A 24,901-nucleotide genomic window follows, 5' to 3' on the forward strand; every position below is an offset into this window, starting at 1 on the left:
CGGCCCCCGGGGCCGCGGCGTCGGGATCGAAGCGCCCACCGTGCCCTCGGTGGGTGCGGTGGGCGCCGGGACGTCCGGGTGGCGGCGGGGTCAGGACCAGGGCTGGGTGACCAGCCAACTGGTGTCCTCGCTCCAGCTGCTGGCGTTGTCCCAGGTGTTGCTGCCGCCGTCGCCGGCGAGGTAGCCGGTGTAGGCGTAGTGGCGCAGGAACTTGTTCGGGTAGTTGACCGACTGGAAGGAGAGTCCCTGCCCGCTGTGGCCCGCCCGGGGGCAGAAGGTGGCGTCCTGCGCGAAGAGGGCGGTGCCGTTGCCGGCCGCCGTGTGGAGCTGGAAGCCGGAGTGGCGCAGGTACTGGCCGGGGGTGCCGGCGGACTCGAAGGACAGGCAGGTGCTGTCGGCCAGCCCGGCGCGGACGGTCCAGGTGGCGGCGGCGCGGTCGGCCGCCGGACTGGTGGCGCCGATCGGCGAGATGCCCACCGTGCCGTCGGTGTTGCGGCGCAGCGAGTCCGCGGTGCAGCAGGCGGTCGTCGCGCGGAGCGAGACGCGGGAGCCGGGGGTGAGCGAGCTCGACGTGACGGGGGCGGTCTGGTAGCCGACGGCGTTGATGTTGGCCTGCACGGCGTTCTCGGTGGCGTCCGACGGATAGCCGGAGGTCATGACGCCCTCGTAGAAGGTGCCGCTCGACGACTTGCTGTTGTCGCCGCCGATGCCGAGGATGATCGCGCCCTCCTTGTGCATCGGGTTGTAGCCCGAGGCGTTGGGGCGGGGGCCGCTGTAGTAGGTCGACAGGCCGCCCGACTGGGCGTTGCCGGCGCGGATCGCCCACTGGTTCGGCCCGCCCTTGACGAGCGCGGTGAGGAAGCGGTGGCTGACGCTCGGGTCGTTGGCGTTGTTGCCGACGGCGGCGCCGGAGAACAGGCCGTTCTCGAGGTCGGCCATCACCCAGGGTCCGTTCCCGGCCCCGGTGCCCCAGATCCTGCTGTCGCCGAAGTAGATGGCCTCCATGTGGCCGTTGCCGGTGTCCAGGTTGTTGGTCTCGGCGTTGCCGTAGTCGAAGCAGCAGCCGCCGCCGAAGTGCGTTCCGTCGAAGATCGCGTACATGCCCTCGGGCTGGTCGCCGGTGGCGATGCCGGAGGTGTGGTTGTTGCGGTAGCCCGTGCCGGCGGCCACGTAGACGCCGTAGACCGGGTGCCCGCCGGCCCTGGCGGGTGCGGCCGTGGCCGGCGCGAGGTCGTCGGGGCCGCCGGCGGCGCCGCCTCCGGGTGCCTGGGTGAGGGCGTTGCCCCGGCCGGACTGGTCGTAGACCACCGTGATGAGGCAGGTCGTGCCGGCGCAGAACGCGTCCTGGGCGGCGGCGTCGGCGTAGCCGCCCGTGCTCAGCGGGCCGATGTCGCGGGTCGCGCCGTCCGAGCCGCGCCTGACCTGGTACAGCGCGCCGTTGTAGCCGCCGTACAGGGCACGGGTGGTGCTGTGCGCGGCCACGCAGGGCGTGCCGCCCGCGGCGTAGATGTCGCAGGGCCCCTGGGTGGCGGCCTGCGAGGTCGCCTCCGTGCCGGCGAGGAGAGCGGCGGCGAGGACGGCGGTGGTTCCGGAGGCGAGCAGGGTGCGCCGCGCACGGCGCAGCCATGTTCGAGCGGCCAAGGGGGGCTCCTTTGCTGGTGGTGGAGGTCGGGTGACCCGGGGAGCGGCCGTGCGGGGCCGGCCGGAACGGTCGGCCCCGAAGGCCCGGCGAGGACCCCTCTCGACCTGTTAACGCTAACAATTTCACCCGGCCGACATCCAAGCGGACTGGGGCAATTGAGAGTTCGGCTCAGTGGCGGCCGGGCATCACTATGGGCACTCCGTGTGACCGCGTCAAGACGTCCGGCGGCGCCCGATCCGCAACCCGCCCGCCGGCCGGGCGCCGCGGGCAGGACGGGACGGGCCGGCCGGAGCGGCATCGTCGCCGGTCGGGCCGGGTGGGACGCGTGACGGATCCCCCACCGAGCTTAGCGCCGAGCGAAGTTGGCGCCGTCCTCGCCGACACGGGCGCGGGACCGGCGTGCAGCGGCGGAGCCGGACTCCACGGCGACGGGCCGGGCCGAGGGGGCGGGAAGAGGCGGACGGAGGGGCGGGAGGGGGCCTCCGGCGGCCCGCGGACGGGCAGGAGCCGCGGCGGTCAAGATTCGATAAAGCAGTGCACCGCTCTTGCACCGCCCATATGTGAGCGCTAACAATCATCGGGCACAGGGGCCGGCGCCCCCGGTCCCACCCACTCCGGGACGGCGTCCGCCCGTCAACCCGTGGGCTCTGCAGCGCACCTGACGGTTCATTCGATCTTCAAGACGGCCGATCCGCCGGCCGACCCGTGCACCCGTCCCCTCCGGAGCGCGCCGCCCGCTCGGCGGCCCGGCCGTGAGGGACCATCGAGAGGAAGACCCAGATGTCCAAGAGAGCCGCTGCCGCCGTCCTCGCCGGCGTCATGATCGCCGGTCTGTCCGCCTGCTCCTCGGCCGGCGGTTCGTCGGACGGCGCGAAGCCGGGCGGCAAGCTCGTCCTCGGCTTCGCCCAGGTCGGCGCCGAGAGCGGGTGGCGGACCGCGAACACCAAGTCCGTCCAGGAGGCGGCGAAGAAGGCCGGCATCACCCTCAAGTTCTCCGACGCCCAGCAGAAGCAGGAGAACCAGATCAAGGCGATCCGCTCGTTCATCCAGCAGAAGGTCGACGTGATCGCCTTCTCGCCGGTGGTCGAGTCCGGCTGGGACACCGTCCTGAAGGAGGCCAAGAACGCGCACATCCCGGTGATCCTCACCGACCGCGCGATCGACTCCGAGGACACCTCGCTCTACGCCACCTTCCTCGGCTCGGACTTCGTCGAGGAGGGCAAGAAGGCCGGCGACTGGCTGGTCAAGGAGTACCAGGGCAAGCCGGGCGAGGTGAACATCGTCCAGCTGGAGGGCACCACCGGCTCCGCCCCCGCCAACGACCGCAAGTCCGGCTTCGCCGACGTGATCAAGGGCGACCCGAAGTTCAAGGTGGTCGCCTCGCAGACCGGCGACTTCACCCGCGCCAAGGGCAAGGAGGTCATGCAGGCCTTCCTGAAGGCCCAGCCGAAGATCGACGTCCTGTACGCCCACAACGACGACATGGCGCTCGGCGCGATCCAGGCGATCGAGGAGGCCGGCAAGAAGCCCGGCACCGACATCAGGATCGTCTCCGTCGACGGCGTGAAGGACGCCTTCACCGCCATGTCCCAGGGCAAGATCAACTTCGATGTGGAGTGCAACCCGCTCCTCGGCGACCAGCTGATGGAACTCGCCAAGAAGGTCAAGAACAGCGAGAGCGTCGAGCGCCGGATCAAGACCGTCGAGGGCACCTTCACCCCCGAGCAGGCCACCGCCGCACTGCCGACCCGTCAGTACTGACCGGCCGGAGGACCGGGCCGCCCCCGCCCGTCGGACCGCCGACGGGCGGCCGGCCCGCCGCCCCGACCGACCACGAAAGGAGGACCGATGCAGCAACCGGTCCTGGAAGTACGCGGACTCCGCAAGGAGTTCCCCGGCGTGCTGGCACTCGACGGCGTCGACTTCCGGCTCTTCCCGGGCGAGGTGCACGCGCTGATGGGCGAGAACGGCGCGGGCAAGTCCACCCTCATCAAGGTCCTCACCGGCGTCCACCCGGCGGACGCCGGCGAGGTCACCCTGGCCGGGCGGCCGCTGCGGATCACCGGTCCGCTGCAGGCGCAGCAGGCCGGCATCTCGACGGTCTACCAGGAGGTCAACCTCTGCCCGAACCTGTCGGTCGCGGAGAACCTCTTCATCGGCCGTGAGCCGCGCCGCCGCGGCCTGATCCACTGGTCCGAACTGCGCCGCCGCGCCGCGGCCTCGGTCGCCGCACTCGACCTGGACATCGACGTCACCGCCCGCCTGGACAGCTTCTCCATCGCCGTCCAGCAGCTGGTGGCGATCGCCCGGGCGGTGGACGTCGAGGCCAAGGTGCTCGTCCTGGACGAGCCGACCTCCAGCCTCGACCGCGAGGAGGTCGCCCAGTTGTTCGCCGTCATGCGCAGGCTGCGCGAGCGCGGGGTGGCGATCCTGTTCGTCTCGCACTTCCTCGACCAGGTCTACGAGATCTGCGACCGGATGACGATCCTGCGCAACGGCCGGCTGGAGGGTGAGTACCTCACCCGGGAGCTCAGCCAGGTCCAGCTGGTCTCCCGCATGATCGGTGCCGAACTCGCGGGCCTGGAGGGCCTGTCGGCCGTCGGCCGCCGCGAGGCCGGAGCGGGGCGCAGCGCCCCGTTCCTGGTCGCCGAGAAGCTCGGCCGGCGCGGCGCGATCGAGCCGTACGACCTGACCGTGCGGCCCGGCGAGGTCGTCGGCCTGGCGGGGCTGCTCGGCTCCGGGCGCACCGAGGCGGCCCGGCTGCTGTTCGGCGCCGACCACGCCGACAGCGGCACCGTCCGCATCGACGGCCGCACCTCCGCGCTGCGCAGCCCGCAGGCGGCCATCGGCCACGGCATCGCCTTCTGCTCGGAGGACCGCAAGGCCGAGGGCCTGGTCGCCGAGCTGACCGTCCGCGAGAACATCGTGCTCGCCCTGCAGGCGGCCCGCGGCTGGCTGCGTCCGCTGTCGCGCACCGCGCAGGACGACTGTGCGCTGCGCTGGATCCGGGCGCTGAACATCCGCCCCGGCGACCCCGAGGCGCTGGTGCGCAACCTCTCCGGCGGCAACCAGCAGAAGGTGCTGCTCGCCCGCTGGCTGATCACCGACCCCAAGCTGCTGATCCTCGACGAGCCGACCCGCGGCATCGACGTCGGTGCGAAGGCCGAGATCCAGAAGCTGGTCGCCGATCTCGCCGAGAAGGGCATGGCCGTGCTGTTCATCTCCGCCGAACTGGAGGAGGTCCTGCGCCTCAGCCACCAGGTCGGCGTGCTGCGCGACCACCGCATGGTCGCCCGGCTGACCAACGACGGATCGCTCACCCCGGAGCACCTCATGGAGACCATCGCGAGCGGAGCCCGGCGATGACGAGACACCGGCTCTTCTGGCCGGCGGCGGTGCTCGTCGCCATGCTGCTGGCCAACCTGCTGTTCACCCCGGACTTCTTCGCCGTCCACACCAAGGAGGGGCACCTCTACGGCAGTCTGATCGACATCCTGCACTTCGGCGCGCCGCTGGTCCTCGTCTCCCTGGGCATGACCCTGGTCATCGCCACCGGCGGGATCGACCTGTCGGTCGGCTCCACGGTCGCCATCGCCGGGGCCCTGGCCTGCCTGCACATCAGCGAGGCCGCCGACCCGGGCAGTGTCTCCACCGCCCTCGTCGCCGTGGCGCTGGCCCTGCTGGTCGCACTCGTCCTCGGCACGGTGAACGGCCTGCTGGTCTCCCGCATCGGTGTACAGCCGATCGTCGCCACGCTCATCCTCATGGTCGCCGGTCGGGGCGTCGCCCAGCTGATCACCGACGGCCAGATCATCACCGTCACCAGCGACCCCTACCGGCTGATCGGCGGCGGCTACTGGCTCACCGTCCCGTTCTCGGTGCTGCTCGCGGCGGCCGTCGTCACGCTGACCGTGCTGCTCACCCGTTCCACCGCCCTCGGCCTGCTGCTGGAGTCGGTCGGCGGCAACCCCGTCGCCAGCCGGCTGGTCGGCATCCGCGCCCACCGGCTGACCACGCTGGTCTACGTCGCCAGCGCCGTCTGCGCGGCCGTCGCCGGACTGATGATCAGCTCCAACGTCTCGGCCGCCGACGGCAACAACGCCGGCCTGTGGATCGAACTCGACGCCGTCCTGGCCGTCGTCATCGGCGGCACCTCGCTCAACGGCGGACGCTTCTCGATCGGCGGCACCGTCCTCGGCGCCCTGGTCATCCAGACCCTGTCCACCACCGTCTACACCATCGGCATACCGCCCGAGACCACCCTGGTCTTCAAGGCCGCAGTCGTCATCACCGTCTGCCTGATCCAATCACCGCAGTTCCGCGCCAAGCTCGCCCGCCGCCGCACCGGCACCCACGGCGGCCGTCGGCCCGAGCCCGCGGCCCCGGCCAACCTGGAGGTCGGCGCATGACCACCACCCCCGCCGCCCGCCTGCGCGGCCACGTCCCGCTGCTGGTCACCACCGTCCTGCTCGTCGCGATGTTCGGCGTCGGCTCGGTGCAGTACGAGGGCTTCTTCTCCGGCCAGGTGCTGCTGAACCTGCTGATCGACAACGCCTTCCTGCTGGTCGTCGCCGTCGGCATGACCTTCGTGATCCTCACCGGCGGCATCGACCTGTCGGTCGGCGCGGTCGTCGCCCTCTCCACGATGGTCTCGGCCTGGCTGGTGGAGCAGCACCACTGGCCGATCCTCGTCGTCGTCCCGCTGGTGCTCCTCCTCGGCACGGGGCTGGGCTGGGCCATGGGCTGGGTCGTCCACACCTTCGAGATCCAGCCGTTCATCGTGACGCTCGCCGGCATGTTCCTCGCCCGCGGCCTCTGCTACACCATCAGCGTCGAGTCGATCTCCATCACCGACCCGTCGTACACCGCGATGGCGCAGACCCGCATCCCGCTGCCCGGCGGCACGTTCCTCTCCCCCGGCGCCGTCATCGCCGTGCTGGTCGCCGCGGTGGCCTTCGTGGTCCTGCACCACACCCGGTTCGGCCGCAACGTGTACGCGCTGGGCGGCAGCGAGCAGTCCGCGCTGCTGATGGGCCTGCCGGTGGCCCGCACCAGGATCACCGTCTACGCGGTGAGCGGGCTCTGCTCCGCCCTCGGCGGCGTCCTGCTGACGTTCTACATGCTCTCCGGCTACGGCCTGCACGCCGTCGGCCTGGAGCTGGACGCCATCGCCGCGGTCGTCATCGGCGGCACCCTCCTCACCGGCGGCTCCGGCTACCTGATCGGCACCGTCCTCGGCGTCGCCGTCCTGGGGCTCATCCAGACGGTCATCAGCTTCCAGGGCACGCTCAGCTCCTGGTGGACGCGGATCGTCATCGGCGCTCTGCTGTTCGTCTTCATCGTCCTCCAGCGCCTCGTCACCGCGCCCGCCCGCCGCCGCGACGGCTGAAGCGCCGTCGCCCGCCCGCGCCCGCCCGCGGCCGGTGGCCGGACCGTTCGGGCCGGGACCGTGCCGCCCCGGGGTGCGGTGGCGGTCGGTGGCGGTCGGTGGCGGCTGGCATGATCCGTCGTCATGACCGGAACGACAGGAGGGGGCGGCATGGACGGGGACGAGGCGGTCGGGGGCGGGCCGGCGCCGGAGGACGTGCTGAGAGAGTGGGCCCGGATCCTCCGCTGGACCGAGCGGCATGCGCACGGGGCCTTCGCCGCGCTCGACGGTCCGGGGGACCCGGCGGCCGTCGACGCGGCGGAGCGGCGCATGGGGGTGACCTTCCCGCCGGACCTGCGGGCCTGGCTGGAGGCGAGCCGCCTCGGCCGGTACCGGACGGACACCGGCCGGAACGCCTGCGTTGCGTTCGGACACGACGGGATCCTGTCGGACGGCGGGCTGCTGCTGGAGCTCACGGACATCGAGCGGGTCCACGGCTCCAGGACGGCCTTCCAGGAGTCCGTGCCGCCGGAGGACGAGGAGGTCCACTGGCAGCCGTGGTGGGTGCCGATCGCCGCCGACCGCGACGGGTTCTACGGGCGCTTCCTCGACACCCGCACCGGTGCGGTGGGCGACTGGAGCGAGGCGGAGTTCCCGGGGACGGGCCGCTACCCGTCGCTGTACGCCTACCTCCACCGGGCCGCGAACGATCTCGAAGGAATCCCGACCGCGGTCATCGGCCCCTCCGTCCCGGGCGGGCAGGGGCCGCAGGACGAGGCGGTCCGGGCCTGGGCCGCGGCGAACGGCTGGGCGGTGAACCTGCGCGGCCGGATCCCCGCCGCCGTCCGCGAGGCCTGGGAGGCGGCCCGCGCCGACGACTGAGGGCACTGTGGCGACGGACCGGTCCGCCGTGACGACGTGACGGCGGATCAGGATCCACCCGGCCCCGGGCGGACCGGGCCGGGTGGGCCGCCCGGGGGTCAGTCCGGGGGTCAGTCCGGGGGCCGGGACAGCCGCTCGACCATGGCGAGGACGTCGACCGGCGGCGTCGGCACCTCGTCGCGGGTCAGCGCCTCGGCCGCGGAGGCCACCTCGTCCGCCGTGACGGACAGGTCGCCGGCCTCGTCCGCGAGGATCACCCAGTCGCCGACCTCCACCGACCGCCCGCACCGTTCCACCAGCTCCAGGAGCCGCTGGTAGCAGTCGGCGAGTCGCCTGGCGGCAGGTGTGAGCCGGATCTCCCCGCCGTCGTCGCCGGTCGTGCGGCCGGACTGGGCGAGGTCGTGGCGGAGGCGCTGCAATTGCCGGAGCGCGGATCCTCCGGAGGTGCTCCGGACATGGCGCCCCGAACGCATCAGGGCCCGGCACCTCGAAGGTGCCGGGCCCTGATGGCATTGGTAGCGGGGACAGGATTTGAACCTGCGACCTCTGGGTTATGAGCCCAGCGAGCTACCGAGCTGCTCCACCCCGCGTCGGTGATCCAGACTCTACGTCATCGGGACCGCAGGAGGGAAATCGGTTACCGACGCGCGGCGCGGAGGCGTCGGCTACAGCATCACGAGCAGCTTGGTGCCGGGCACCAACTTCCGGTTGACGGAGGTCGACTGGACGAACACGGTGTACGACGGGTTCTCGCCGGGCTTGACCGTGGCCTCCGCGTTCGGCAGGCCGAGCAGCTGGCGGGCCGCCGGGCCCGAGAACACCCGGCCCGTCATCCGGCCGGTGGCCGGGTCCTTCTCCGCCACGGCGAGCTGCTTGCCGCCCTGGATCTTCTCGCGCTTGGACAGCTCGTAGAAGGCGCAGCCGGTCCGGTACGCGTGCCCGGCGCTGGTCACGAAGTCGCGGATCGCCAGCTGCTGGTCGACCGGGACGAGGAGGTACTTGCCGGTGTCGAGGGCGTCGAGGCTGGCCTTGACCTCGTCGGTGCTCAGGTCCTGGCCCATGGCGAACAGGTTCCTGGTGCCGCGCACGCCCTGCTCGCGGCCGCGGAGGAAGCTGGTGGCGGCGGACTTGACGGTGTCGATGGCCTCCTCGACGCCCTTGCTGGAGTCCGCGTCCCAGATCGCGATGTTGCCCGCGGGGAAGCCGTACTCCTGGGCGGTGCGCTTGGCCAGCGAGTTCGGGACGAGGATCGCCGACGTCCAGTGGTCGGGCAGGTCGTCCATCGCGCCCTTGATCCGGCCCATCCAGCTGCGCAGCGTGGCGGCGCCGGCGTTGCCGCCGACGCGGGTGTGCATCCGGCCGGTCTCCGACCAGCCGGAGGCGTTCTCCTCGCCGTCGGTGACGACGACCTGGAGGAAGGAGTGCTCGCCGTACCCCTCCCAGATGTTCTTCAGGTCGTCGATCGACTTCACGGCCGCCTCGATGAGCGCCGTCGCGCCCCGGTCGACCGCGTAGAGGCCCCGCAGCGACGGCAGGTGCTTGACGTCCATGTCCCAGACGAGGTTCTGCACCTCGTGGTCGAAGGCGTAGAGGCTGATGCGGGTCTCGTGGCCGAGCCGGTCGGACTCCTCCTGGAGGCCCTTCACGAACTCGTCGACGACGCGGACGAGCTGCGCCTCGTGCTGGCGCATCGAACCGGACTTGTCCACCACGAGCGAGACGTGGTTGACCTTGTGCTTGATCCTGTTCGCCGACATGTCTCCACCCATTTCCAACGCTCTTCCGACGCCTTTTCCGGCGCCCCCTCCGACGTTGGTTCCACACTACGGCGGAGCACTGACATCCCTGCCTGACCTGCGGTCATACTGCTCCCGTGACAGCCTTCCAGAACACATCGTGCACCGACACACATCCGAGGGGACGCCGCTCCCGCGGAATACCGGTCGGGGATTTCCCGGCCGTTCCCGAGCGGGCCGCAGCGGCCCGGGACCGCGGGTTCCGGCCGGGAATCAGGCGCGCCGCATCCGGTAGACGCAGGTCCGGTAGGGCATCTCGACGGTGTCGCGGCCGGCCAGGGCCGGGTCGGTGGCGGCCAACTCGCCGATCTCCCGGTCCAGGCGGGCCTGCTCGGCGGCGTCGGCGGTCAGGTAGGAGGAGCGGGACCGGACCAGGTCGATCAGCCGGTCCGTCGGGACGGTCACGGTGTGCTCGATCAGGCCGCGTTCGGGTTCGGTGAACCAGGGCGTCACCGGCCCGTACTGCCAGGCGCTCTCCAGGCCGTACCCCTCGCTGCCGGCGATGCCGGAGAGCGCGGCCACCCACGGGGTCCGGTCGTCACGGATGTTCCACAGCGCGGCGAAGGCGCCGCCCTCGCGCAGCACCCGGTGGATCTGCGGCAGCGCGTCCTGCGGGGTGAACCAGTGGTAGGCCTGCCCGACCACGACGGCGTCGACGGACCCGTCCGGCAGTGGGATGTCCTCGGCGCTGCCGGCGAGCACCCGCATGCCCGGGTGGCGTTCGGCGGCCACGGCGCGCATCCGCTCGTCGGGCTCGACCGCGACCACCTCGTGGCCGGCGGCGCGCAACGCACCGGCCAGCAGCCCCGTGCCCGCCCCCAGATCCAGGACGCGCATCGGTGTGGCGCCGACGGCCCGGGCGACCGCCCGCACCGGGTAGGCGGGCCGGATCGAGTCGTAGCGGTGGGCAGCGGAACCGAAGGACAGGGCAGCGGCGGACATGCCGGTGTACGTACCCATGTCCGGTCGGCAGCATCCGCGCGGCGGCAGTCCGAGCACGCGCCGACGGCTGCGGGCCGCGTGTTCCGTCACCGGAGCGGTTGGCGTCGGAGCCCCGGCTAGGGCACCAGGCGGGCCACCGCGGTCGCCCGGTGCATCGCCGCCTCCAGGGGTCCGCGGGCGAACCGTGCCGTCCACAGCCCGGCCGCCACCAGCGTCCCGGCGGTGAACAGGGCGAACAGCGGCAGCGGCGGGCCGGGATCGAGCTCGATCCCGAGCAGCACGACCAGCAGGACGTGCGCCGTGTACGCGGTCAGCGAGAGCCGCCCCACCGCCGCCACCGCGTCGACCGCGGCCGCCCCGACGCCCGCCGTCCCGGCCCGGCGGGCGGCCAGCTCCAGGCACCCGGCGACGACCAGCAGCGCGAACCCCAGGGCGCCCGGCACCTCGAAGCTCGTCCCGGTGTGCGGTGCCGCGCCCAGCAGCCCGGCCGGGTCGCCCAGGTCGACGACGCCGGACCCCTCGGCCGGCACCTCGGCACCCGACTGCCGCAGGGCCAGCCGGGATCCCCCGTACCCGAGCGCGAGGAGGCCGGCCCCGACGGCCGCGGCCCGCCGCCGGGCGGCCGGCCCGGACGGGTCGAGGCGGGCCAGGGCCATCCCCGCGAGTACGAAGGGCATCCAGGTCGCCGCCGGGTAGGCGCCGGTCAGCAGCGGTTCGGCGAGGCGCGGCGGCAGGAGGTCGGCCGCCCCGGCCGTGCGCAGTGCGTACGAGAGCTGGGGGGCGAGCAGCGCCCAGGCGGCGGCGAGGCCGGCCAGGGCGCCGGCGGGCAGGCGGAGCAGCGGCAGGGCGAGCAGGAAGTACGCACCGTAGGCGGCGAGGATCAGGCTGATCGGCGGGTCCAGCGTGTCCAGGGCGGTGCCGAGGGCGATCAGCAGGACGGCGCGCAGGGCGATCCCGGCGGCCGTCCGGCGGGCGTCCTGCCGGGTGGCGGGGCGGCGTCCGGCGAGCAGCACCAGCGAGCAGCCGGCGAGCACCGCGAAGAGCGCGGAGGCCCGTCCGTGGGCGAGGCCCATGACGGCACCGACCGGGCCACCCACCTCCGGGTCGGGCCCGAGGTGGGCGGCGAACATGCCGAACACGGCGAGGCCCCGGGCGAGGTCCAGTCCGACCAGGCGGCCGCGGCGCGATCCGGGCGGCCTGCCGGTGTGCCCGGCGGCGGTCGCGACGGTTCCTGACATGCCGTCCACTCTGCCGGGGCGGGCCGCGGCGGTGCATCGGGCGGCCGGGGGACGGTGCGACCCGCCGACCGGCGGGGTCCCGCGGACGGGCCGGGCCCGCGGCGCCGGGACGGGCCGGCGTCCGGCACCCCCTGTCGGGAATCGCCGGGCGGGGTTAGCCTGCTCCGCATGGCACCTCGGCCCCTCGCGCCCGTCGTCCTGCACGGCCGGTACGTCCGGCTGGAGCCGCTGACCACGGCGCACGTACCCGACCTGCACCTCGCGGGCAGCCGCGACGACGGCCTGTGGCAGTGGCTGCCGGTGGTCACGCCCTACACGCTCGGCGAGATGCACATGCTGGTGGAGCAGCGGCTCGCCCAGCAGTCGGCGGGGAACGCGGTGATGTTCGCGATCGTCCCGGCCGGCTCCACCCGGGCCGCCGGGTGGGTGGCGTACACCGACATCGCGGTCGTCGACGAGCGCCTGGACATCGGCTGGCACTGGGCCGCCCGGAACACCTGGGAGACCCCGATGACCGCGGAGACGCACTTCCTGCTGCTCCGCCACGCCTTCGAGGACCTGGGCTTCGGCCGCGTCCAGTGGCAGGTCGACCACCTCGACGTGCGGACGCAGCTGACGCTGTCCGCACTCGGCGCCGTCCGCGAGGGCCCGCTGCGCCGGCACGCCCGGCGCTCGGACGGCTCCTGGCGCGACACCCTGGTCTACGCCGTGCTGGCCACGGAGTGGCGGGACGGCCTCGGCGGCGGCCTGCTCTGAACGCGGCTCCGCGCCGCCGGGAACACGTCCCGGGGGCGCGGGGCAACGGGACGCGCCGTGCGCGCCCGGGGTTGTCCGGATCAGGCCGGGGCGGGCCCCGGCGCGGGCGTGGTCGCGAGTGCGACGAGCGCCCTGCTCTTGACGAGCCACGCGACACCGAACGCGAACACCGACACCGCCTCGCCGACGTACGTCAGGGTGAGCGGGAGGTCCCACGCGAAGTGCAGCGCACCGGCCGCCGCGATCATCACCGTGCACCCGACGACGACCCAACCGCACACCAGGTAGACGGCGTTGTGGATCCGGTGTCCCGGCCGGCCCCGGCTGTCGACGAACAGCCGGAGGCAGAAGAACGCGAGCAGGCCGAACAGCCCTGCGGCGAAGCAGAGGTGGAGGATGCCGACGGTCGTCTGCACCTGGCTGGGGTGCGGGGTGACGGACGTCGGCGGCAGGGTCGGGAACATGGCCACCAGGATCGCGAACACCCCGGCCAGTGAGCTCAGCCGGTCCTCGCGTCGGTCGTGGCGGTAGCAGATCAGGAAGACGCCGATGGCGCACAGACTGCCGACGAAGACGTTGCGCATGTGCGTGTAGTAGGACGCGCTCATCGAGGCGAGCAGGGTGAGTCGCGCCGATGTGACGATGTTTCCGATCGGGAGGACGATCGGCAGGAGGAACCCGATGATGCCGACGCCGAAGCGAAGGCGCTGCACCGTCTGCGGGTCCTGGTCCTGGGGGTCGAATCCGGAGTCGGGGTCGGTCATGAGATGCCCCCTCAGCCACCCGAAATGCTCAGTACCTCCCGATTTTCCCGCGCCCGCCTACCTCGAAACCGGGCGGCGCACAGGTCGATTTCCCGCCATCCGTGCGGCCCGCCGGTTCGAGCCGTCCCACCGGGCCGTGCGCCCCCTCCCCCGCCGGCCGGCGGGTCAGAACGCGGAGTTGGCGAACCAGTGCGCCAGCAGGTCGGCGTCGCCCTCGTGCGCGAGGGTGTCCGCGTCGAGGGTGAGGCGGCCGTACACGAGGAGCAGCAGGTCGGCCGCGGTGCCGTGGACGGTCGCGTCCGCGGTGACGGAACCGTCGTCGGCGGATCCGGGGGCGGCGGATCCGGGGGCGCCGGATCCGTCGTTCGCGGGGTCGAGCCCGAAGCCGTCCGGCCGCAGGCGGACCAGCCAGTCGCCGTCCCCGTCGGTCGGACGGAACCGGATCGTGCGCCCGTCCGCGCGGAGGTCGGCCACCTTGGGGGCGAAGAGGCCGGCGAAGGGGAGGTTGGTCAGGAACTCGTCCACGCCGTCGACGGCGAGCGCGCGGTCGATCTCCGGCCGCACGCCGAGGGCCAGTTCCGCGTCGACCCGGTGCAGCAGGGTCTCGAACAGCATCCGGCGCGCCCAGAACCGGGCGTGCTGGTCGGCGCCCCACGCCCACATCGGGGTGTCCGGGCCGGTGGCCCGGAAGGCGTCCGCGGCCACCGCCGCGCTCCCGGTCAGCCACTCGGCCCAGGCGTCGCCACCGGCCGGCAGCTGCAGGTCGACGTCGCGGCTGCGCGGCGGCTCCTGGATGCGTCCGTGCAGCAGCACCGCGAACCAGCGGTGCACGCTGCCCGCGTGGCGGACCAGGTCGGCCAGCGTCCAGCCGGGGCAACTCGGCACCGGGGTGGCGAAGTCGGCGCCCTCGACGACCGCCGCGAAGCGGGCCGCCTCCGCACCGACGGCCGCACGGTGGTCGATCGGGGTGGGGATCCGGAGGCCGGAGGTCGTCATGGTGGTGGTGCCTCTCTGGACGGATCGGCGCTCCCGGTGGTCGCGGGCCTCCGCGGATGCGGGGCCCCGTGCGCCGACGACTCGACCGTAGACTCAATGGTTCACGAGGTCAACCATTGAGGCACCCATTCGATCTGTGTCCGAGGTCACCCGCGCCGCCAGGGCGGCGCGGGTGACGGTCCGTCGGACGGCTAGCTCACGTCGAAGGCGTAGTAGTAGGCGTCGTACACCGTGCCGTCGGCCGTGGTCTGGTAGGCGTACACCAGGTGCTGCCCGCCGGTGTCGGGAGTCCACTCCACCCGGGCCGTGCCGTCGGCGCCGGGGGTCACCGTGGTCTCCGGGCCCCAGTCGAAGGAGTAGGTGTAGGAGGCCACGTCCGGCACGGTCGGGGCGAAGGTGAACGTCCCGGTGACGCCGACCCCGCCGGCGTCGACGGGGGTGCCGGTGTCCTCGGGGTACACGTCCGAGGTGATCGTCGGCGAGGTGTCCACCGTGGCGAAGCGGCGGTACGCGGAGCTCACCCAGCCGCTCGTGCTGTGGCTGCGCACCTCGATCTGGGTGGGTCCGGTCAGCTCGACCGCCATCGACGCGGTGCCGTCCGCGGCGGCCGGCAGCGTCCGCGGCTCGGCGTAGCCGACCCGCACGGTGTAGCTGTCGACCGACCCGGCGTTCGGGTTCGGCGCCAGGTGCAGGGTCAGCGGCGCCCCGAGGCGCGCGTTGGGCGGGTCGGGCGTCACCACGGGCGAGGTGTCACCGACGAAGACCCGGTAGGTCGTGACGGCCGACGCGTTGAACGCCCGGTCGAAGGTGCGGACCGACAGCGTCTGCGGACCGGAGTCCGGCGGGAAGAGGCTGACCGAGGCCGACCCGCCGAGGGTGTCCGCACGGACGTAGCCCGGGCCGGAGAACGGGTCGTGCCACTGCGGCACCCCGTGGTCACCGGTGCTCCAGACGGGACCGACACCGAGGTCGGGGGCCCAGGTGTACTGGTAGGCCGCCACGTCCGCCACACCGTTCGCCGTGAAGGTGAACTGCGCCGGCGAACCCCCGGGCGTCAGCTGGCCGGCGGGGTAGTTCGGCGACGTCACCACCGGAGCGGCGGCCGGACGGGTGGCGTCGACGTGGAAGTAGCAGGGCCGCGTCCACGCGGAGGTGTCGGTGCCGTCGCCGCCCCGGACCTGCCAGGCGTACGTGCCACCGTCGGCGAGCAGCCCGGCCGGCACGTGCCCGTTGCCCTCGAAGCCGTTGCCCATGGAGCCCTGGGTGAACTCCGTCCGCTGTTCCCGGTGTCCGACCGGCCAGACGGCGAAGTGCCCGGTGAGCGTGGTGTCGCCGGCGTCCGCGTCGTGCAGCACGGCCCCGAGCGCCGGGGTCGTGCTCCCCACGTACGGGTACGGCTTCTCGGTGGCGCAGGGCTGGTACTCGTTGAAGAGCTCGGTGGGCGTGCCGGGCGGCGTGTTGTACGTGGGGTACAGCCGGATCCCGCGCGAGCCGCTGAGCCGGCGGCCCAGCGAGGTGTTCGCCTCGTCCGTCGCGGGTACCCGCAGTTCGATCGACAGGGTGGGGCGCTTCGCCGCCGCGGCGTCCGCGGCGGCGGCGGTCAGGTCGATCTGCAGGAACGGGGCCGGGCAGGTCTGGCTGCCGCCGACGGTGCCCAGCAGCTGCTTCTCGGCCGGGGCGTTGCGCCAGGTGATGCCGTCCGTCCGCGGGCCCGTCCGCCAGACCTCGATCGCGCGCTGTGCGCAGGCCTCGGCCCGGGACTCGCCGAAGGAGAGCGTCGCCTTGAGCACGTGCGCGGCGGCGAACCCGGCGAGGTCGAAGGTCGCGTAGACCCGCGAGGTGTGCGCGGTGCCCGCGTCGTCGAGCCAGGCACCCAGCGGGAGGTCCTCGCCGGCGGCCACCGGATGGGCCGTCAGCGGCGCCTGCGCGTCGGTGTACGCCAGGGAGAGCTGCGGCGCCTCCCGGACGACGGAATCGGCGGCCGCGGGCGGCGCGGGTACGAGGACTCCCCCCAGCCCCAGAGCGACCGCTGCCGTACCGGCCGCGACAGCGCGTATGCCCAGTCTTCGTCTCAAGCCGAGAACTCCTTCTGAGGCCCCGTGGGGCATCGTCGATTGGCGGCCACCATGGTGTCAGAACGTATGCGGAGCACGGCGATCGGCCTACCGTCCGGGCACGGCGGCCGGGCGGCAGGCCGGCGCCGCCCGGCCGTGGCGGCGGGTCAGTGGGCGACCTCGTCGAGGCCCTTCGGTCCGAGCAGTGCGCGGGTCCTCCGCCGACGTGCCGCGCAGCGGGGCACGGGACGTCGGCGGTGGGTCGGCTGCCGTCAGCGGCAGTCAGAGGGCCGTCAACGCCCCTGGAGGGACTTGACGTTGTCGCCGAAGGTCCAGCCCTTCGAGCCGTCCCAGTTGATCGACCAGGTCATGAGTCCCTTCAGCGAGCCGCCGAAGGCGTTCCACGACTGGCCGACCAGGCTCGGTGCCATGTAGCCGCCGCCCGCGCCGGACTGGGCCGGCAGACCGGGGACCTGCTTGTCGTAGGGCACCTTGATGGTGGTGCCCTGGATCACCAGGCCGTTGTTCAGGCAGGTGGTCTGCGCGGTGAAGCCCTGGACGGTGCCCGCCTGGTAGGAGTCGCCCGAGCAGCCGTACATGCTGCCGTTGTAGTACTGCATGTTCAGCCACCAGAGGCGGCCGTTGTCGACGTACTTATTGATGATCGGCAGGTAGGCGCCCCAGATCGAGCCGTAGGTGACGCTTCCGCCGGTGACGTACGCGGTCTCGGGGGCCATGGTGAGTCCGAAGCCCGCGGGCATCTGGGCGAGCACGCCGTCGATGATGCGCATCAGGTTGGACTGGGAGGCGGACAGCGTGGTGATGGAGCCGCTGCCGGAGAGGCCGGTCTCGATGTCGATGTCGATCCCGTCGAAGTTGTACTTCTTGAGGATCGGGACGACGGTCGCGACGAACCGGTCGGCCACGGTGCTGGAGCTCAGGTCGATGCCTGCGGCGGCGCCGCCGATCGACATCAGGAGCGTCGCGCCGGCCGCCTTGGCCTGGCACATCTCGGCGGGGGTCGAGACCTTGACGCCGGCGTCCATGCCGTCCTGCCACAGGACGGTGCCGTCCGAGAGGATGACCGGGAAGGCGGCGTTGATGACGTTGTAGCCGTGCGCGGCGATCCGGCTGTCCGTGATCGGGACCCAGCCCATGCCGGGGTGCACGCCGTTGGAGGCGCCGTCCCAGTTCTCCCAGTAGCCCTGCAGGACCTTGCCGGCCGGCTTCGGCTTCGTGGGGCAGGTGTCGCCGGTCGAACTGCCGCTGGGCGAGGCGCTGGTGGACGGGCTGGTCGAGGGGCTGGTGCTGGTGGACGGCGAGGCGCTGGTGCTGGGCGGGGCGCTGGTCGAGGGGCTGGTGCTGGTGGACGGCGAGGGGCTGCTGCCACCGGGGCCGGTGAGGGAGACGTCGTCGGCGTAGTAGGCGGGCTGGCCGTACCAGCCGTGCACGTAGACGGTCACCGAGGTGGTGGTCGCGCCGGTGGTGAAGCTGACGCTGAGCTGGCCGTACGAGGCGTTGTTCGGCGTCCAGGTGGACGGGGCGGTGGTGAGGCCGGTGCCGGTGGCACCCAGGTAGACGTAGCTGCCCTGGACGTAGGCGCTCAGCGTGTACTGGGAGTTGGGCTGCACGCTGATGGTCTGCGCGCACTGGGCGGTGTCCTGGCCGGTCGGCGTGGCCTTGAGCGCGGAGGCGCCGGCGTGCACCGGGCTGCCGACGGCCGCACCGGAGCCGCCGGAGCAGGTCCAGCCGGAGAGTCCGTTCTCGAAGCCGGAGTTGGCGATCAGGTTGGTGGTGGCGGCCCCGGCCGTGACGGAGCCGGCCACGGCGATGCCGCCGCCGATGACGGCGGCGGCGCTGACCGCGGCGACGGCGCGGCGCAGGACGGGCGATCCGTGCCGGGGGCCGCGGGTCCGGTTCACCTGCCGGGCGCGTTCGCGGGCGGGTCCCGGACGGGGGTCGAGGTCTCCCGACGGGCGTGGAGTGGCCGACCTTCGACGGAACATGCTGTGCTCCCTTCCCGCCGGGCGTCATGGGCATGCCAGTGCACGCGTGGGGGCGTGACGGCCGGCTGCGGGTGAGGTGGGGACATGTGGGGGCTGTGCCGGTCCGGATCGTAGGAGGGGCGACAGAGCGCGTCAATAGGTCTGGACCAATTACGGGGGGCGCAGCCCGGCCGAGCACCTCCGGTGCAGGCACGTTCCCCTGTACGGAGGGACCGATGAGTGGCGGCCGACAGCAGCCGGGGCGATCCGATCCGTCCTCAGCGCGTCCGGCCCGAGCGCCCGTTGTACGGTCGGGCAGTGATCGACTCCTCCCCCGTGCGCCTCGCGACCTTCAACGTGCTGCACGGGCGGCAGCTCCTGGCCGACGGCCGCCCCTCACCGGCGACCGCCGGCACCGTGCAGCCGCTCGTCGAGGCCGTCGCGTCCCTGGACGCCGACGTGGTGGCGCTGCAGGAGCTGGACCGCTTCCAGGAGCGTTCGGGCCGTGCGGACCAGCCGCGCGCGATCGCCGAGGCGACCGGCGCCGCGGACTGGCGCTACGCCTCGGCGTTCCACGCCCGGTCCGTGCCCGGCCGGAGCTGGGTCCGCGACCCGTCCGAGCCGGGCCTGCGGGTGTACGGTCCACCCGGCGCGGGCCACGACGGCGAGGTCCCCTCGCACGGTGTCGCGCTGCTGTCCCGGCTGCCCGTCCTGAGCTGGCGGGCCCGGCGGTTCGGCGCGCCTCCCGTCGCGCTGCCGCTGCCGGTGGCGGGGCGGGCCGGCCTCACCGTGATCCGCGACCACCCGCGCGCGGCGCTGGCCGCCGTGCTGGAGGGGCGGCGCGGCCCGTTCACAGCCGTCGCCCTGCACCTGTCGTTCGTCCCGGGGTGGAACGTCCGCCAACTGCTCGCCGTGCACCGCTGGATCTCCGACCTGCCGCGGCCGCACGTCCTGCTGGGCGACCTCAACCTCCTCGGCACGGTGCCCGTCGCCACGCTCCGGGCGGCCGAACTCCTCGCGCCGCCGAGACCGCCGGCGCCCCGGCCCGGCTGGCGCGCCCTGGCCCGCGCCCGGACCTTCCCCGCGCACCGCCCGCTGGTCCAGCTCGACCACGTCCTCGCGGCCGGCCTCCCCACGGCCCCCGGCCCGCACCGGCCGGAACCGGTGCGGGCACCCAGGACGCCGGTCTCGGACCACCGCCCCCTGTGGGTCGAGCTCCCGCTGTAGCCCCGTCGGCCCGCCCCGATCCGCCCCGCCCGCAGCTTCCTCCTACAGCCCGCCCCGCCCCGCCCACGCACCGTCCGACCCGCAGGCGTTACCGTCAATTGCCTGACATGACGTCATATTTCCTCTAGCCTCGAAGTGTTGTGATGACAGTGCAGTGCTCCAGGGGGTTGATCATGGATGCCACCAGAACCATCACGTCAGAACTGCTGACACGCGACGACCTACCGCTCGGCCTGGCGATCGTCCAGGAGGTCTCGGAACTCGACGATCCGCCCGGCGGCGCCGTTCGACTGGGCCAGCCCACGGACGTGCGATGGAGGACATGGGTTCAGACGAGCCCGGGCGACAACGACCAGGCGAACATCGACCACCACTTTGACTAGCCGGACGCCGCCCGGCCGCCCGCTGATCGTGACCGATGAGCTGGAGGGTCCGGTCGAGCGGGTGTGCGAGCTTCTCTCCGACCGCGGGATCGAGCCCGTCGTGATCCGGCCCTCGATGCTGGGTAGCGGATCGCTCGGCCTGACGGTCCGATCGTGCGGAGCGCAGAGTCACGCCGAGTTCCGCTCCGCCACCTCGGCGGCCCCGATCGTCGTGGACGCCGGCACTCGCATCTGGTGCCGCCGCCCCGCCTATCCGGGACAGCACCAGCCACTGGATCCGGACGCCGAGGTCTCGTACTTCATCCGCGCCCAGTACCGGTCGGCACTCGACTCCCTGTACTCCACAGGCGCCGAGTGGATGAACGACCACGCTGCCGAACGACTCCTGGACCAGAACAAGCCGCTGCAGAACCACCTCGCCGCCCGAGCCGGCCTGACCACCATCCCGACCCTGTGCACGGACGATCCGGAAGCCTTCCGAGACTTCGTCCGGGACCTGCCGGGCGGTGGCGATGTCGCGATCAAGGCACCGGCCGCCTGGCTGGCCGCAGTGGTGGACGAGGACCGATCGGTCGGGACGTTCACCCGACGATTCACCCGATCGGAGGCGCTCGCGCTCGCGGGCGGCGTCGCAAAGGCGCCGGTACTCGTGCAGCCCTACGTCGACAAGGACTTCGAACTCCGGGTCACCGTGGTCGGCCGACAGGTGTTCACCTGCCGGATCGACTCACAGCTGAGCGAGGTCGCGTCGGTCGACTGGCGACACTACGACCTGGCCCGCACACCGCACTCGCCCCACCGGCTCGACACCGACACCGAGGAGGGACTGCTGCGCTTCATGGACCGCTCGGGACTGCGGTACGCGGCGGTCGACCTCATCGTGACTCCACGCGGCGACACCGTGTTCGTGGAAGCGAATCCGAGCGGACAGTACACCTGGATCGAGGCGCTCACCGGGCTGCCGATCAGCGCGGCCATCGCATCGTGGCTGACGCGAACCGCCGGCCCCACCAGCGGCTGAGGTTCCGGGACGGAATCGGGGCGAGCGCCGACCACGCGAGCGCGGGTCGGCGGAGGTGCAGGACGGACCAGCACCCCCACCGACCATGCTCAAAGACTCACGACAGCTGAACAGGCACCCTCAGCCGTCGCCCTTTTTCATGCCACAAACGACGCAGGTCGTTGTTCCGTGATTGACCCCCTGACAGTTGGCACAGGTCCAGTTCGAGATGGTTCCCTGACCCTTGAGCACGAAGTCCTCCCGGAGTCGACAGGCATTCCCTGAACGATACAGGAGGAATCCGCGAGAAGCATGGACAATTTTCCACCCACGCCGATCGGCCACTTCCGTTCGAATCTGACCAACAGGCAAAGATTCCGACATTCATCCCCCGTGAACGAGTATTCGATCGACTTTTCCTCTTGCATCGCGCACGCTACGGCTGCACCCTGTTGAGTCCGGCCGCATCAGCTGTGACCGGGATCAATGCCATGGGGAGACTTCATTGCGCGTTTCCGGCTTCGACCTCCACACCAATCTGGGCATTCAGCAGGCCGCCCAAGTATTTCGGGACACATCGAATTCGATGTTCAGCGGCACGGCCAAGCTGGCTGCGAACATTCGACGCTTTTCCGGGCAGATGACGGACGCCCAGAGGATCAATTTCTTCACACCGCGTGACGACGATGCATTCGCCGCACTGAACGAGGACAAGGAGGACTTCGCGGTCGGCGCCTCGATCCCGAAGGCACTCGGGACCGGGGGAGGTGTCGTGACGATCCACCTCTACGTCTGGGACCGGGGCGCCCGCAGGGAGCTGTGCCTGCGGGCGCCTTGCTCCATCGGAAACACCAATGCCACTCGACGGGCCTTGGAGACCTTCGTCGACACCTACCGAGCCGAAGATCCCGAGCTGATCGCCCACCAGATCTAGACGCACTCCCTCGAATCGCGCCGGAGGGCACCGGGAGTGCCGGCGGATCGCCCTCGTGCGGCGCGAGGACGATCCGCCGGCATCCGGGGTGGCCGCGCAGCGGACACGGCTCGCCCCTGCGGCCGGACGCCGTCCCGCCCGCCGGTCTCGCGAGAGCGGGTCCTCGGGACGCTCGGGACACGCACGCGCGGAGCCGCGCTGCCCCGGTCAGGTCGAGGCGGGGTGCTCGACGACGATCTCGCGCTTGAGGATCTTGCCGGTGGCGCCCTTGGGGAGCTGCTCGGTGAAGGTGACGATCCGGGGGTACTTGTAGGCGGCGACGCGGCGCCTGACGTGCTCGCGGATCAGGTCGGCCGTGGTGTGCGCGCCCTCCCGGAGGACGATCACGGCGGCGATCTCCTCGCCGTGGTGCTCGTGCGGGACGCCGACGACCGCGGCCTCGGCCACCGCCGGGTGCTCGTACAGCACCTCCTCGACCTCCCTCGGGTAGACGTTGTAGCCGCCGCGGATGATCAGGTCCTTCTTGCGGTCGACGATGTGGAAGTAGCCGTCCTCGTCGACCCGGGCCAGGTCGCCGCTGTGGAACCAGCCGTCCTGGAAGGCCTCCGCGGTCGCGTCCGGCCGGTTCCAGTACCCCTTCATGACGTTCTCGCCGCGGATGGCGATCTCGCCGACCTCACCCGGTCCGGCCGGGGTGCGGTCGGCGGTCACGAGTCTGATTTCCACACCGCGGACCGGGAGGCCGATCGAGCCGGGCCGGCGGGGCCGGCCGGGGTGGTTGAACGAGGCCACCGGGGCGGTCTCGGAGAGTCCGTAGCCCTCCAGCACGACGGTGCCGAAGGTGCGCTCGAAGGTGTGCAGCACCTCGACGGGCAGCGCGGCGCCGCCCGACACGGCCAGCCGCAGCTGCGGGCGGTCGTGGCCTTCGGGCGCGGCGGTGTTGAGCAGCGCGGTGTACATGGTGGGGACGCCGAGGAACACCGTGACGCCGTCCCGCCGGAGGATCTCCAGGGCCTGCCGCGGGTCGAACCGCGGCAGCAGGGTGAGGGCGGCGCCGGCCGCGACGGCGGCGTTCATCGCGCAGGTCTGGCCGAAGGCGTGGAACAGCGGGAGGCCGCCGAACAGCACGTCGTCCGGGCCGAGTTCGAAGAGCGTCTCAACGCAGGTGAGGGCGTTGCTCAGCAGGTTGTGGTGGGTGAGTTCGGCGCCCTTCGGCGTCCCCGTGGTGCCCGAGGTGTAGAGGATCACCGCGGTGTCGTCGGCGGCCCGCTCGGCGACGCCGTGCAGCGGCGGGATGCTGCCGATCAGGGTGTCGAAGGCGGTGGCCTCGACGACCAGGCTGCCGACCCCGGCGTCCGCGGCGGCCTCGGCCACCTCGTAGGCGTACGGCGGTGCGGTCAGGACGGTGCGGGCGCCGGAGTCCCTCAGGACGAAGGCCATCTCACGGGCCTTCAGCAACGGGTTCATCGGCACCGCGACGGCGCCGGTGCGCAGCACGGCGTAGTAGGCGACGGGGAAGAGCGCGACGTTGGGCAGGACGAGGGCGACCCGGTCGCCCGGGCGGACGCCGTCGGCGTGCAGCAGGGCGGCGAGCCGGGCGCTGGCGTCCTCCAGCCGGGTGTAGGTGAGGGCGGTCGTGTCCTGCCGGACGGCGGTCCGTTCCCCGTGGTCGCGGGCCGCGGTCACCAGGAGCGAGGCGAGGTTGGTCATGGCGTGGTCTCCTTCGGGCCGAGCCGGCGGCGGCTCTGGGGCGGGAGGCGGACCGTGCGGTCCGCCGGGTGCGGCGGGGCGATCACGTCGCGGGGCGGGACGCCGCCGCGGCCGGGGCCGGTGTCGGCCCGGTGCGGGTCCGTCCACAGGGCGGGCGGCAGCGGCCTGCCCCGGTGCAGGGCGAGCCAGAGCCGCAGCAGGTGGCGGCGGTGTCCCGGGCCGTCCCGGTAGGCGGAGCGGGAGTGCAGGACGGCGAGGTTGTTGACCAGCAGCAGGTCGCCGGCCTCCGGGTCGAGGTCGAGCCGGGCGGCCGGGGAGGTGGCGGACTCGTCGATCAGGTCGAACAGTTCGGTGTCGGCAGGTTCGAGCCGCGGGGCGTCGGGGAAGCGCTGTGCGGACTCCAGGTGGCAGCGGTGGTAGCGCAGGCTGAGCCGGTCCGCGTGCCAGCAGGCGAGGGGCACGGTGTCGTAGGGGCGTTCGCCGGGGCCGTGCTCCTCCCTGCGGTCCACGGCGTAGCGGCGGTAGAGGCGGCGTGCCAGGTCGGGTCGGCGGGCCAGGACGGTGTTGTGGACGGTGGCGGCGCTCGCCAGGCCGATCCGGCCGCCCGCGGCGGCGGGGCGCAGGCAGAGCAGGGCGAGGACGTCCGAGCCGTCGGTGTGGAACCCGAGGGCGGTGCGGGTCTGGTAGCCGCGGGTGGCGGGATCGGCCATCGTCCGGCCGGTGTCGCGGACGTGGCCGAGCAGGTGGCCGGCGGCGTTCTGGGAGACGGGTGCGCCGAGGTGTCGGCCGATCCCCCAGAGGAGGGTGCCGGCCGCGGCCTGGTCGTACCGGTCGACGGGCACGCCCTTCACCAGGGCGAAGCCCCGGCCGTTCTCCAATTCGTCGGCGATGCGGTCGAGTTCGGTGGCGAGGGTCGGCAGGGGGAAGTCGGCCGCGGTGGACCGCAGCAGGGTGGTGCCGCGACCGCGGGCGGTGTGCAGTGCGGCGTCCAGTTCGGCGAGGTGGGCCGGTGACAGCCGGACGGTCCACTCGTCGCGGCCGGCCAGGTCCGGGCCGTGCCAGGCGGCCGGGCCGGTCAGGGGCGCGTGCAGCATGCCGTGGGCTCCTTCCGTGTCGTCCTCCGCGCCGTTGCCGGCCCGCGGTCACGCCGGGCGGAGGGGGCGGGGGTCCGTGGCGGACCCGTTGGTCGACCGGCTCGGCGGTGGTGCAACGGTAGGGGCCGAC

20 protein-coding genes, 1 tRNA gene and 2 pseudogenes are annotated in these 24,901 nt (G+C 72.7%); 11 read left to right on the top strand and 12 right to left on the bottom strand.

Annotation, left to right across the window (positions count from 1 at the left end; translation table 11 throughout):
* Nucleotides 1–90: 90 nt before the first annotated feature.
* Nucleotides 91–1,641: an alpha-L-arabinofuranosidase B gene (locus tag IE98_RS0104080; RefSeq protein WP_030264171.1), complete on the bottom strand. Its 1,551-nt coding sequence runs from the start codon at nt 1,639–1,641 to the stop codon at nt 91–93.
* A gap of 781 nt (nt 1,642–2,422) precedes the next feature.
* Between IE98_RS0104080 and IE98_RS0104085 the strand changes: the two genes are divergently transcribed.
* From IE98_RS0104085 to IE98_RS50435, 6 genes and pseudogenes are all read left to right on the top strand, one after another.
* Complete coding sequence (locus tag IE98_RS0104085) at nt 2,423–3,403, top strand: ABC transporter substrate-binding protein (RefSeq protein ID WP_030264173.1); 981 nt, start codon at nt 2,423–2,425, stop codon at nt 3,401–3,403.
* Between the two features lie 87 nt (nt 3,404–3,490).
* Nucleotides 3,491–5,008, top strand: coding sequence for a sugar ABC transporter ATP-binding protein (locus IE98_RS0104090; protein WP_030264176.1), 1,518 nt, complete (start codon nt 3,491–3,493; stop codon nt 5,006–5,008).
* On the top strand, nt 5,005–6,051 hold the full coding sequence (locus tag IE98_RS0104095) for an ABC transporter permease (protein WP_052390095.1): 1,047 nt from the start codon (nt 5,005–5,007) through the stop codon (nt 6,049–6,051). Before IE98_RS0104090 ends, IE98_RS0104095 begins: the two co-directional genes overlap by 4 nt.
* A complete protein-coding gene (gene yjfF, locus IE98_RS0104100) occupies nt 6,048–7,031 on the top strand; it encodes a galactofuranose ABC transporter, permease protein YjfF (RefSeq protein WP_030264180.1) in 984 nt (327 codons plus the stop codon). The genes IE98_RS0104095 and yjfF overlap by 4 nt, the downstream gene beginning before the upstream one ends.
* A gap of 150 nt (nt 7,032–7,181) precedes the next feature.
* A pseudogene (locus tag IE98_RS51840) lies at nt 7,182–7,643 on the top strand (SMI1/KNR4 family protein); the annotation flags it as partial.
* A 129-nt stretch (nt 7,644–7,772) separates the two neighbouring features.
* Nucleotides 7,773–7,892 (top strand): annotated as a pseudogene (locus IE98_RS50435) (Lsr2 family DNA-binding protein); the annotation flags it as partial.
* A 110-nt stretch (nt 7,893–8,002) separates the two neighbouring features.
* Here the strand turns inward: IE98_RS50435 and IE98_RS0104110 are convergent.
* From IE98_RS0104110 to IE98_RS0104130, 5 genes are all read right to left on the bottom strand, one after another.
* A complete protein-coding gene (locus tag IE98_RS0104110; protein WP_030264194.1) occupies nt 8,003–8,311 on the bottom strand; it encodes a hypothetical protein in 309 nt (102 codons plus the stop codon).
* Between the two features lie 94 nt (nt 8,312–8,405).
* Nucleotides 8,406–8,482 (bottom strand) — tRNA-Met (locus IE98_RS0104115).
* A 75-nt stretch (nt 8,483–8,557) separates the two neighbouring features.
* A complete protein-coding gene (locus IE98_RS0104120; protein WP_030264198.1) occupies nt 8,558–9,649 on the bottom strand; it encodes a vWA domain-containing protein in 1,092 nt (363 codons plus the stop codon).
* Between the two features lie 252 nt (nt 9,650–9,901).
* A complete protein-coding gene (locus IE98_RS0104125; protein ID WP_043173417.1) occupies nt 9,902–10,630 on the bottom strand; it encodes a class I SAM-dependent methyltransferase in 729 nt (242 codons plus the stop codon).
* Between the two features lie 116 nt (nt 10,631–10,746).
* On the bottom strand, nt 10,747–11,868 hold the full coding sequence (locus IE98_RS0104130; protein ID WP_030264204.1) for an acyltransferase family protein: 1,122 nt from the start codon (nt 11,866–11,868) through the stop codon (nt 10,747–10,749).
* 168 nt (nt 11,869–12,036) lie between these two features.
* Here IE98_RS0104130 and IE98_RS0104135 point away from each other — a divergent pair, with 168 nt between their 5' ends.
* Nucleotides 12,037–12,624 (top strand): GNAT family N-acetyltransferase, encoded by a 588-nt coding sequence (locus IE98_RS0104135; protein ID WP_030264207.1) that lies wholly within the window; start codon nt 12,037–12,039, stop codon nt 12,622–12,624.
* Nucleotides 12,625–12,704: 80 nt separating this feature from the next.
* Here IE98_RS0104135 and IE98_RS0104140 read toward each other — a convergent pair whose 3' ends face one another.
* From IE98_RS0104140 to IE98_RS52490, 4 genes are all read right to left on the bottom strand, one after another.
* Nucleotides 12,705–13,388 (bottom strand): hypothetical protein, encoded by a 684-nt coding sequence (locus tag IE98_RS0104140; RefSeq protein ID WP_052390096.1) that lies wholly within the window; start codon nt 13,386–13,388, stop codon nt 12,705–12,707.
* Nucleotides 13,389–13,553: 165 nt separating this feature from the next.
* Nucleotides 13,554–14,384, bottom strand: coding sequence for a maleylpyruvate isomerase family mycothiol-dependent enzyme (locus tag IE98_RS0104145; RefSeq protein WP_030264211.1), 831 nt, complete (start codon nt 14,382–14,384; stop codon nt 13,554–13,556).
* A gap of 191 nt (nt 14,385–14,575) precedes the next feature.
* A complete protein-coding gene (locus tag IE98_RS44225; protein ID WP_159400820.1) occupies nt 14,576–16,459 on the bottom strand; it encodes a DUF7594 domain-containing protein in 1,884 nt (627 codons plus the stop codon).
* Between the two features lie 272 nt (nt 16,460–16,731).
* Entirely contained in the window at nt 16,732–18,444 is a 1,713-nt protein-coding gene (locus tag IE98_RS52490; protein ID WP_078660758.1) for a carbohydrate binding domain-containing protein, read from the bottom strand.
* A 297-nt stretch (nt 18,445–18,741) separates the two neighbouring features.
* Between IE98_RS52490 and IE98_RS0104160 the strand changes: the two genes are divergently transcribed.
* From IE98_RS0104160 to IE98_RS0104175, 4 genes are all read left to right on the top strand, one after another.
* Nucleotides 18,742–19,650 (top strand): endonuclease/exonuclease/phosphatase family protein, encoded by a 909-nt coding sequence (locus tag IE98_RS0104160; protein ID WP_324605743.1) that lies wholly within the window; start codon nt 18,742–18,744, stop codon nt 19,648–19,650.
* Nucleotides 19,651–19,823: 173 nt separating this feature from the next.
* On the top strand, nt 19,824–20,033 hold the full coding sequence (locus IE98_RS0104165; RefSeq protein ID WP_159400821.1) for a hypothetical protein: 210 nt from the start codon (nt 19,824–19,826) through the stop codon (nt 20,031–20,033).
* A gap of 28 nt (nt 20,034–20,061) precedes the next feature.
* Nucleotides 20,062–21,054: a hypothetical protein gene (locus IE98_RS44230; protein WP_052390099.1), complete on the top strand. Its 993-nt coding sequence runs from the start codon at nt 20,062–20,064 to the stop codon at nt 21,052–21,054.
* A 484-nt stretch (nt 21,055–21,538) separates the two neighbouring features.
* Nucleotides 21,539–21,967 carry a hypothetical protein gene (locus IE98_RS0104175; RefSeq protein WP_030264231.1) on the top strand — a complete coding sequence of 143 codons (429 nt, stop codon included), beginning with the start codon at nt 21,539–21,541 and terminating at the stop codon, nt 21,965–21,967.
* A 207-nt stretch (nt 21,968–22,174) separates the two neighbouring features.
* Here the strand turns inward: IE98_RS0104175 and IE98_RS0104180 are convergent, their stop codons facing one another.
* Complete coding sequence (locus IE98_RS0104180) at nt 22,175–23,677, bottom strand: long-chain-fatty-acid--CoA ligase (RefSeq protein WP_030264234.1); 1,503 nt, start codon at nt 23,675–23,677, stop codon at nt 22,175–22,177.
* Nucleotides 23,674–24,771, bottom strand: coding sequence for a TauD/TfdA family dioxygenase (locus IE98_RS0104185; RefSeq protein WP_052390100.1), 1,098 nt, complete (start codon nt 24,769–24,771; stop codon nt 23,674–23,676). The genes IE98_RS0104180 and IE98_RS0104185 overlap by 4 nt, the downstream gene beginning before the upstream one ends.
* Nucleotides 24,772–24,901 lie beyond the last annotated feature (130 nt).

Origin of the sequence: Streptomyces sp. NRRL B-24484 (genome assembly GCF_000717715.1) — a bacterium.
Classification (GTDB): domain Bacteria; phylum Actinomycetota; class Actinomycetes; order Streptomycetales; family Streptomycetaceae; genus Kitasatospora.